The organism is Streptomyces flavofungini (assembly GCF_041028215.1).
In the GTDB taxonomy this organism is placed as follows: domain Bacteria; phylum Actinomycetota; class Actinomycetes; order Streptomycetales; family Streptomycetaceae; genus Streptomyces; species Streptomyces flavofungini_B.
In genome coordinates this window covers 1-8,171 of sequence record NZ_JASKYR010000348.1, presented here as the reverse complement: position 1 = coordinate 8,171, position 8,171 = coordinate 1, and the positions used below count along the sequence as shown (strand labels likewise).

5 protein-coding genes are annotated in these 8,171 nt (G+C 72.0%); 3 read left to right on the top strand and 2 right to left on the bottom strand.

The genetic code is table 11. The features are described from left to right. Positions 1–70: 70 nt before the first annotated feature. Entirely contained in the window at positions 71–544 is a 474-nt protein-coding gene (locus tag AB8Z36_RS22980) for a PaaI family thioesterase (RefSeq protein ID WP_369215251.1), read from the bottom strand. Between the two features lie 70 nt (positions 545–614). Further along, positions 615–2,894, bottom strand: a complete 2,280-nt coding sequence (locus AB8Z36_RS22975) for an FdhF/YdeP family oxidoreductase (protein WP_369215250.1) — start codon at positions 2,892–2,894, stop codon at positions 615–617. A 215-nt stretch (positions 2,895–3,109) separates the two neighbouring features. Between AB8Z36_RS22975 and polA the strand changes: the two genes are divergently transcribed. The 3 genes from polA to AB8Z36_RS22960 all read left to right on the top strand — a co-directional run. After that, positions 3,110–5,773, top strand: coding sequence for a DNA polymerase I (gene polA / locus AB8Z36_RS22970; RefSeq protein ID WP_369215252.1), 2,664 nt, complete (start codon positions 3,110–3,112; stop codon positions 5,771–5,773). A gap of 363 nt (positions 5,774–6,136) precedes the next feature. Beyond that, positions 6,137–7,123: a serine hydrolase gene (locus tag AB8Z36_RS22965; protein ID WP_369215249.1), complete on the top strand. Its 987-nt coding sequence runs from the start codon at positions 6,137–6,139 to the stop codon at positions 7,121–7,123. A 182-nt stretch (positions 7,124–7,305) separates the two neighbouring features. Further along, a partial coding sequence (locus AB8Z36_RS22960; RefSeq protein ID WP_369215248.1) for a lytic transglycosylase domain-containing protein occupies positions 7,306–8,171 on the top strand: 866 nt, incomplete at its 3' end.

The window sequence follows — 8,171 nt, the reverse complement described above, 5'->3', positions numbered from 1 at the left end:
GCCCGGGGGCCCGCGCCCGCCGGTTGTGCGCGGGGGGCGTGCGCGGGGTCGTGCGCGGGCCGCGTGGGGATCAGGCCGTCGCGGTGCCGTTCGGGGCGTCGCGGRGCATGCAGGTCAGGCGGGCGCTGCAGACCCGCTTGTCGTGCTCGTCGGTGATCACGATCTCGTACGTCGCCGTGGAGCGGCCCCGGTGCACGGGGGTGGCCACGCCCGTGACCAGGCCGGAGCGGGCGCCGCGGTGGTGCGTGCAGTTCAGGTCGACGCCGACGGCGAGCTTGTTGACGCCGCCGTGGAGCATGGCGCCGACCGAGCCGAGGGTCTCGGCGAGGACGGCGGAGGCGCCGCCGTGCAGCAGGCCGTAGGGCTGGGTGTTGCCCTCGACCGGCATCGTGCCGACCACGCGCTCGGCGGAGGCCTCCAGGACCTGGACGCCCATGCGGGTGCCGAGGTGTCCCGCGGAGAACAGGGAGGGCAGGTCGACGCCGAGCGCGGCGTACTCCTCGATGACCTGCTGCGGGAACTTCACGCTGTTCTGCTCGCCCATGGGCCCGGCTCCGTCCGTTCGTCGTCGCACCTGCGGCTGAGCGTTCGCTCAGCCGTCACTGAGCGAACGCTCAGTCGATCGCCGATTGTTCCAGGCGTACGACGACGGACTTGCTGGCAGGGGTGTTGCTGGTGTCCGCGGTGGCGTCGAGCGGCACCAGGACGTTGGTCTCGGGGTAGTACGCGGCGGCGCAGCCCCTGGCCGTCGGGTAGTGCACGACGCGGAAACCGGGCGCGCGGCGCTCCACACCGTCCCGCCACTCGCCGACCAGATCGGCGTACGCCCCGTCGGCGAAGCCGAGGGCGAGGGCGTCGTCGGGGTTGACGAGGACCACGCGGCGGCCGTTTCTGATCCCGCGATAGCGGTCGTCCAGGCCGTAGATGGTGGTGTTGTACTGGTCGTGCGAGCGCAGGGTCTGGAGCAGCAGCCGCCCCTCGGGCACGGCCGGGAACTCGACGGGGGCGGCCGTGAAGTTGGCCTTGCCGGTGGCGGTGGGGAAGCGGCGCTCGTCGCGCGGGGCGTGCGGCAGGGCGAAGCCGCCGGGGGTGGCGACCTTGGCGTTGAAGTCCTCGAAACCGGGGACCACGCGCGCGATGCGGTCGCGCACGGCGGCGTAGTCCTTCTCGAACTCCTCCCAGGGGGTGCGCGAGGCCTCGCCGAGGACGCGGCGGGCCAGGCGGCACACGATGGCGGGCTCGGAGAGGAGCTCGGCGCTCGCGGGCTCCAGGCGTCCCCGGGAGGCGTGCACCATGCCCATGGAGTCCTCGACGGTCACGAACTGCTCGCCGCCGCCCTGGACGTCGCGCTCGGTGCGGCCGAGTGTCGGCAGGATCAGGGCGCGGGCGCCGGTCACGGCGTGCGAGCGGTTCAGCTTCGTGGAGACGTGGACGGTGAGCCGGGCCCTGCGCATGGCGGCCTCGGTGACCTCGGTGTCGGGGGACGCCGACACGAAATTGCCGCCCATGGCGAAGAAGACCTTCGCCTCGCCGTCGCGCAGCGCGCGGATGGCGCGGACGACGTCCAGGCCGTGGTGGCGGGGCGGGGCGAAGCCGAACTCCTTCTCCAGGGCGTCGAGGAAGGCGGGTGCGGGCCGCTCGAAGATGCCCATGGTGCGGTCGCCCTGCACGTTCGAATGGCCGCGGACCGGGCAGACGCCTGCGCCGGGGCGGCCGATGTTGCCGCGGAGCAGCAGGAAGTTGACGACTTCGCGGATGGTGGGCACGGAGTGCTTGTGCTGGGTCAGGCCCATCGCCCAGCACACGACGGTGCGCCGCGAGGCGAGGACCATGCGCAGCGCCTCCTCGACGCTCGCGCGCTCCAGGCCCGTGGCCTTCAGGGTCTCGTCCCAGTCGGCGTCCCGCGCGGCGGCGGCGAACTCTTCGTACCCATGGGTGTGGGCGTCGATGAAGTCCTTGTCGACCGCGCCCTCCGTCTGAAGGATGAGCTTGTTCAGGAGGCGGAAGAGGGCCTGGTCGCCGCCGATGCGGACCTGGAGGAAGAGGTCGGTCAGGGCGGTGCCCTTGAGCATGCCCTGCGGCGTCTGGGGGTTCTTGAAGCGCTCCATGCCCGCTTCGGGCAGCGGATTGACCGTGATGATCCTCGCGCCGTTGTTCTTCGCCTTCTCCAGGGCGGAGAGCATGCGCGGGTGGTTCGTGCCGGGGTTCTGTCCGGCGACGATGATCAGATCCGACTGGTGGAGGTCGTCCAGCAGGACGCTGCCCTTGCCGACGCCGAGCGTCTCGGTCAGCGCGGAACCGGACGACTCATGGCACATGTTCGAACAGTCGGGGAGGTTGTTCGTGCCGAGCTCGCGGGCGAAGAGCTGGTAGAGGAAGGCCGCCTCGTTGCTGGTGCGGCCCGAGGTGTAGAAGACCGCCTCGTCCGGGCTGTCCAGGGCGGTGAGCTCTTCGGCGACGATGTCGAAGGCCCGCTCCCAGGAGACCGGCTCATAGCGCTCGGCGCCCTCCGCCAGATACATCGGACCGGTGAGGCGGCCCTGCTGGCCCAGCCAGTACCCGCTGCGGGTCGCGAGGTCCGCCACGGGGTGCGCGGCGAAGAACTCCGGGGTGACCCGGCGCAGCGTGGCCTCCTCGGCCACCGCCTTCGCGCCGTTCTCACAGAACTCCGCCCTGTGCCGGTGGTCCGGCTCGGGCCAGGCGCAGCCGGGGCAGTCGAAGCCGTCCTTCTGATTGACGCGGAGCAGCGTCAGCGCGGTGCGGCGCACGCCCATCTGCCGCTGCGCGATCCGCAGGGTGTGCCCGATGGCGGGGAGGCCGGCCGCCGCGTGCTGCGCCGGGGCGACCCGCGGCGCGTCCTGGACCGGATCGCCCTTGGGCGGCTTGCTTGCCATGGTCGGCTTCCCTTCGAGCACGTGCGTGAGCTACGTCTGCGATCCTCCCACGCGACGGTGACAATCCGGGGGCCCGGGTGCCGCGGAGGACGGGACTGTCAGTGGGGCGTGGCAGGATCGGGGACGTGGCAGAAACAGCAGCGAAGAAGAAGTCCGAGACCGCGGCGACGAAGGCGGGGAAGGCGGGCGCCGGGCAGCGTCCGCGCCTGCTCCTCATGGACGGGCACTCCCTGGCCTACCGGGCGTTCTTCGCGCTGCCCGCGGAGAATTTCACGACCGCGACGGGCCAGCCGACGAACGCGATCTACGGCTTCGCGTCGATGCTGGCGAACACGCTGCGCGACGAGGCGCCCACGCACTTCGCGGTGGCGTTCGACGTCTCGCGCAAGACCTGGCGCTCCGAGGAGTTCTCGGAGTACAAGGCGAACCGCTCCAAGACCCCGGACGAGTTCAAGGGCCAGGTCGAGCTGATCGGCGAGATGCTCGACGCGATGCACGCGGTGCGCTTCGCCGTCGACGGCTTCGAGGCCGACGACGTCATCGCCACGCTCGCCACCCAGGCGGAGGCCGCGGGCTTCGAGGTCCTGATCGTCACCGGCGACCGGGACTCCTTCCAGCTCATCACCGACCACGTCACGGTGCTGTATCCCACCAAGGGCGTCTCGGAGCTGACCCGCTTCACCCCGGAGAAGGTCGAGGAGAAGTACGGCCTGACCCCCAGCCAGTACCCCGACTTCGCGGCGCTGCGCGGCGACCCCTCGGACAACCTCCCCGGCATCCCGGGCGTCGGCGAGAAGACGGCCGCGAAGTGGATCAACCAGTTCGGTTCCTTCGCCGACCTGGTCGAGCGCGCCGACGAGGTCAAGGGCAAGGCCGGCCAGAACTTCCGCGACCACCTGGAGGCGGTGAAGCTCAACCGCCGCCTGACCGAGATGGTCCGCGACGTGGAACTGCCCAAGACGGTCGCCGACTTGGAGCGCGCTCCGTATGACAGGACGGCGCTCGCCATGGTCCTGGACACCCTGGAGATCCGTAACCCCTCGCTGCGCGAGCGGCTGCTCGCCGTGGACCCGGGCGCCGAGGAGGCCGAGCAGGCCCCGGCGGAGCCCGGCGTCGAGCTGGACGGGTCGGTGCTCGGCGCGGGCGAGCTCGCCCCGTGGCTGGCCGAGCACGGCAAGGCGGTCCTCGGCGTCGCCACCGTCGACACCTGGCAGCTCGGTTCGGGCACGGTCACCGAGGTGGCGCTCGCCGCCGCCGGGGGAGCGGCCGCCTGGTTCGACCCGGCGTCCCTGGACGAGGCGGACGAGAACGCGTTCGCGGCCTGGATCTCCGACCCGGCCAAGCCCAAGGTCATGCACAACGCCAAGTCGGTGATGCGGGTCTTCCCCGAGCACGGCTGGACGGTGGACGGCGTCACCATGGACACCGCCCTGGCCGCGTATCTGGTCAAGCCCGGCCGCCGCTCCTTCGCGCTGGACGCGCTCTCCCTGGAGTATCTGGGCCGTGAGCTCGCCCCCGCCTCCGCCGCCGACGGGCAGCTCGCCTTCGGTACCGAGGAGGACGACCGGGCCGAGGCCGACTCCCTGATGTCGCAGGCCCGCACGGTCCTGGACCTGGGCACCGCCTTCGGCGAGAAGCTCACGGAGGTGCGCGCGAGCGACCTGCTCACCGACGTCGAGCTGCCGACGTCCGCGCTCCTCGCCTCCCTGGAGCGGCACGGCATCGCCGCCGACCGCGCGCACCTGGAGGCGATGGAGCAGCAGTTCGCCGGGGCCGTGCAGCAGGCGGTGAAGGAGGCGCACGCGGCGGCGGGCCACGAGTTCAACCTCGGTTCGCCCAAGCAGCTTCAGGAAGTCCTCTTCGGCGAGCTGAACCTGCCGAAGACGAAGAAGACCAAGACCGGGTACACCACGGACGCCGACGCCCTGGCCTGGCTCGCCGCCCAGACGGAGAACGAACTCCCGGTCATCATGCTCCGCCACCGCGAGCAGGCGAAGCTGCGGGTCACCGTCGAGGGCCTGATCAAGTCGATCGCCGCGGACGGCCGTATCCACACCACGTTCAACCAGACGGTCGCCGCCACGGGCCGCCTCTCCTCCACGGAGCCGAACCTCCAGAACATCCCGGTCCGTACCGACGAGGGCCGGGCGATCCGCCGCGGCTTCGTGGTCGGCGAGGGCTTCGAATCGCTGATGACCGCGGACTACAGCCAGATCGAGCTGCGCGTGATGGCCCACCTCTCCGAGGACGAGGGCCTCCTTGAGGCGTTCACCTCCGGCGAGGACCTGCACACCACGGTCGCCTCGCAGGTCTTCTCGGTCGAGCGGGACGCCGTGGACGCCGAGATGCGCCGCAAGATCAAGGCGATGTCGTACGGCCTGGCGTACGGCCTGTCGGCCTTCGGCCTCTCCCAGCAGCTCAGCATCGAGGCGGGCGAGGCGCGGGTCCTGATGGACACGTACTTCGAGCGGTTCGGCGGGGTGCGGGACTATCTGCGGCGCGCGGTCGACGAGGCCCGCGCCACGGGCTACACGGAGACGATGCTGGGCCGCCGCCGCTATCTCCCCGACCTCAACAGCGACAACCGCCAGCGCCGCGAGATGGCCGAGCGGATGGCTCTGAACGCGCCCATCCAGGGCACGGCCGCGGACATCGTCAAGATCGCCATGCTGAACGTCCACCGTGCCCTGACCGAGGCGAAGCTCGCTTCCCGCATGCTGCTCCAGGTCCACGACGAAATCGTCCTGGAGATCGCCCCCGGCGAGCGGACGAAGGTGGAGGAACTGGTCCGCAGAGAAATGGCCGGAGCGGTAGCCCTGCGGGCCCCCCTGGACGTCTCGGTAGGCGTAGGCCCCAACTGGGAATCAGCGGCCCACTAGCCCCTCCGGGCGCTTCACCGGTCCCGTCCCCCGCGCCGAGACATACCCGAGCGAGACCCCGCCGGGGGCGCGGGGAACGGTGCCCCGAGACGTGCCCGAGCGAGACCCCGCCAGGGGCGCGGGGAACTGCGCGGCCAACCACGACGCACCCGCAGAGGGAGCGACACGCGAAGCCCCCAGGCCAGGGGCGCGGGGAACTGCGCGACCAACCAGGACGCACCCGCAGGGAGAGCGACACGCGAAGCCCCCCAGCCCAGGGGCGCGGGGCACGACATACCGGAACCGCTCAAGCAAGGCACGCCACTTCACCCACGTGGCCGCCGCCCCCGCGCCCCCCGGCGCGGACCCGGCCAGGATGACGGAATGACCCCTCGCCGGCCGAAGCCCCGCCGCCGCTCCGTGCTAGCCGCGGYACTCGCCACGGCCCTCCTGACGCCGGTACCGGCGACCGCCGCCGACGCCGCCCGCCTCCAGGGCACCGGCATGGGCGCGGGCGGAAGCACGGGCTCGGCCCTGTGCACCGCCGCCCGGGACCGCACGCTCGCCGCCCGGATGACCCAGGACATCAGGGCGGCCCTGGCCAACAGGGCGGGCACCGTCTCCATCGCCGTCTACGACACCCGTACCGGCACCGTCTGCCGCCTCGCGAACCACCGGCGCTACGACGCGGCGAGCATCGCCAAGGTACTGATGATGGAGGCCACGCTGCGCCGCGCGCAGGAGTGGCGGCGCACCCTCACCACCTGGGAGCGCGGAAAGATCCGCCCCATGATCACCCGCTCGGACAACGAGGCGGCCCGGCGGCTCTGGGCCGACCTCGGCCACGCCTACCTCAACAAGTTCCTGCGCGTCGCGGGCACCACCCGGACCACGCCCGGCAGGTACGGGTACTGGGGCCTGACCACCACCACGGCCGCCGACCAGCTCCGGCTGCTCGGCGCGCTCGCCACCGACCGGGGGGTCCTCGGTCCGCGCGCGCGTGCCTACGGGCTCCGGCAGATGGCGGACGTCCGGCGCGACCAGCGCTGGGGCGTCCCCGCGGGCATGCCGCGCGGTATCCGCGCCCACCTCAAGAACGGCTGGCTGCCGAGGTCGTCGCACGGCTGGCGCGTCCACAGCATCGGCGCGTTCACGGGCGGCGGCCGCTCGTACCGCATGGCGGTCCTCTCGCACGACAACCCCTCCATGGCGTACGGAGTGCGTACGGTGGAACGTGTCGCGCAGGCGGTGCACCGCAACCTCAACCGGGGCCGCGCCATGAACCAGGACTTCACCCCGGAGAGCGAGATCAGCGAGGTTCCGGACGGCTCGGCTCCGGCCCAGCGGCCGGGGGGCGGGCCCGCCGCGTAACAGCCCTGTCGCGACCATCAGGCCAACCGGTAAAAACCGGGCGCGAACAGGTGCCTGCGCGCCGGAAGTTGTCGTAGTGTCGCCAGGGTCACCCCGCCGGGGAGCACGCGCGTACGAAGGCAAGCGTGTACGGAGGCGGGGTCGGCGCGCAACGGTCGGAAAAGGGGAGGGGTGGCTCGGTCATGGCGCCGGTATTCGGCAGGCGGCTGCGGAGGGGAGCGGTGACCAGCGCGGTCGCCGCGGCGGCGGTGGCGGCACTCGCCGCGTCGCAGGCCCCCGGTGTGACGGACGTCCCACGCGACGAGACGACGGCCGGAGCCGCGGATTCGCCCTCGGCGTCGGACGACTCGGCGACCGGCGGCTCGCCCTACTTCACCGACCTGCCGCCCCTCCAGAGCCCCGTGCCCTCCACCGGCGACTCGCCGAAGGACCGCGAGAGGGAGCGGGAGGCGGGTCTGCCCGCCACCGTCCTCGACGCGTACAAGAAGGCCGAGGCCGCTCTCGCCCAGGACAAGCCCGGCTGCCACCTGCCCTGGGAGCTGCTCGCCGCGATAGGCAATGTCGAGTCGGGCCACGCCCGCGGCGGCCGGGTCGACGCGAACGGCACGACACTCAAGCCGATCCTCGGCCCGGTCCTGAACGGCAACGGCTTCGCGAGGATCACCGACACCGACAAGGGCGCCTACGACGGCGACTCGACGCACGACCGCGCGGTCGGCCCCATGCAGTTCATCCCCTCGACGTGGGCCTTCGCGGGCCGGGACGGCAACAACGACGGCGAGAAGGACCCCAACAACATCTACGACGCGGCGCTCGCCGCCGGTCACTACCTCTGCGCCAACGACCGCGACCTGGCCGTCGAGGCCGACCTGCACCAGGCGATCCTGAGCTACAACCGTTCCACGGAGTACCTCAACACCGTCCTGAGGTGGCTGGAGTACTACCGCAAGGGCACCCACGAGGTCCCGGACGGTACGGGCGTCCTGCCGGACGACCGCAGCGACACGGTCGTCCCCGGCGCGCGCCCGACTCCGGGCCCGCCCACCAC

Excerpts from the sequence above, each read along its gene's own strand:
- polA (WP_369215252.1), top strand. The coding sequence starts at position 3,110 with ATGGACGGGCACTCCCTGGCCTACCGGGCGTTCTTCGCGCTGCCCGCG.
- AB8Z36_RS22975 (WP_369215250.1), bottom strand. The coding sequence starts at position 2,894 with ATGGCAAGCAAGCCGCCCAAGGGCGATCCGGTCCAGGACGCGCCGCGG.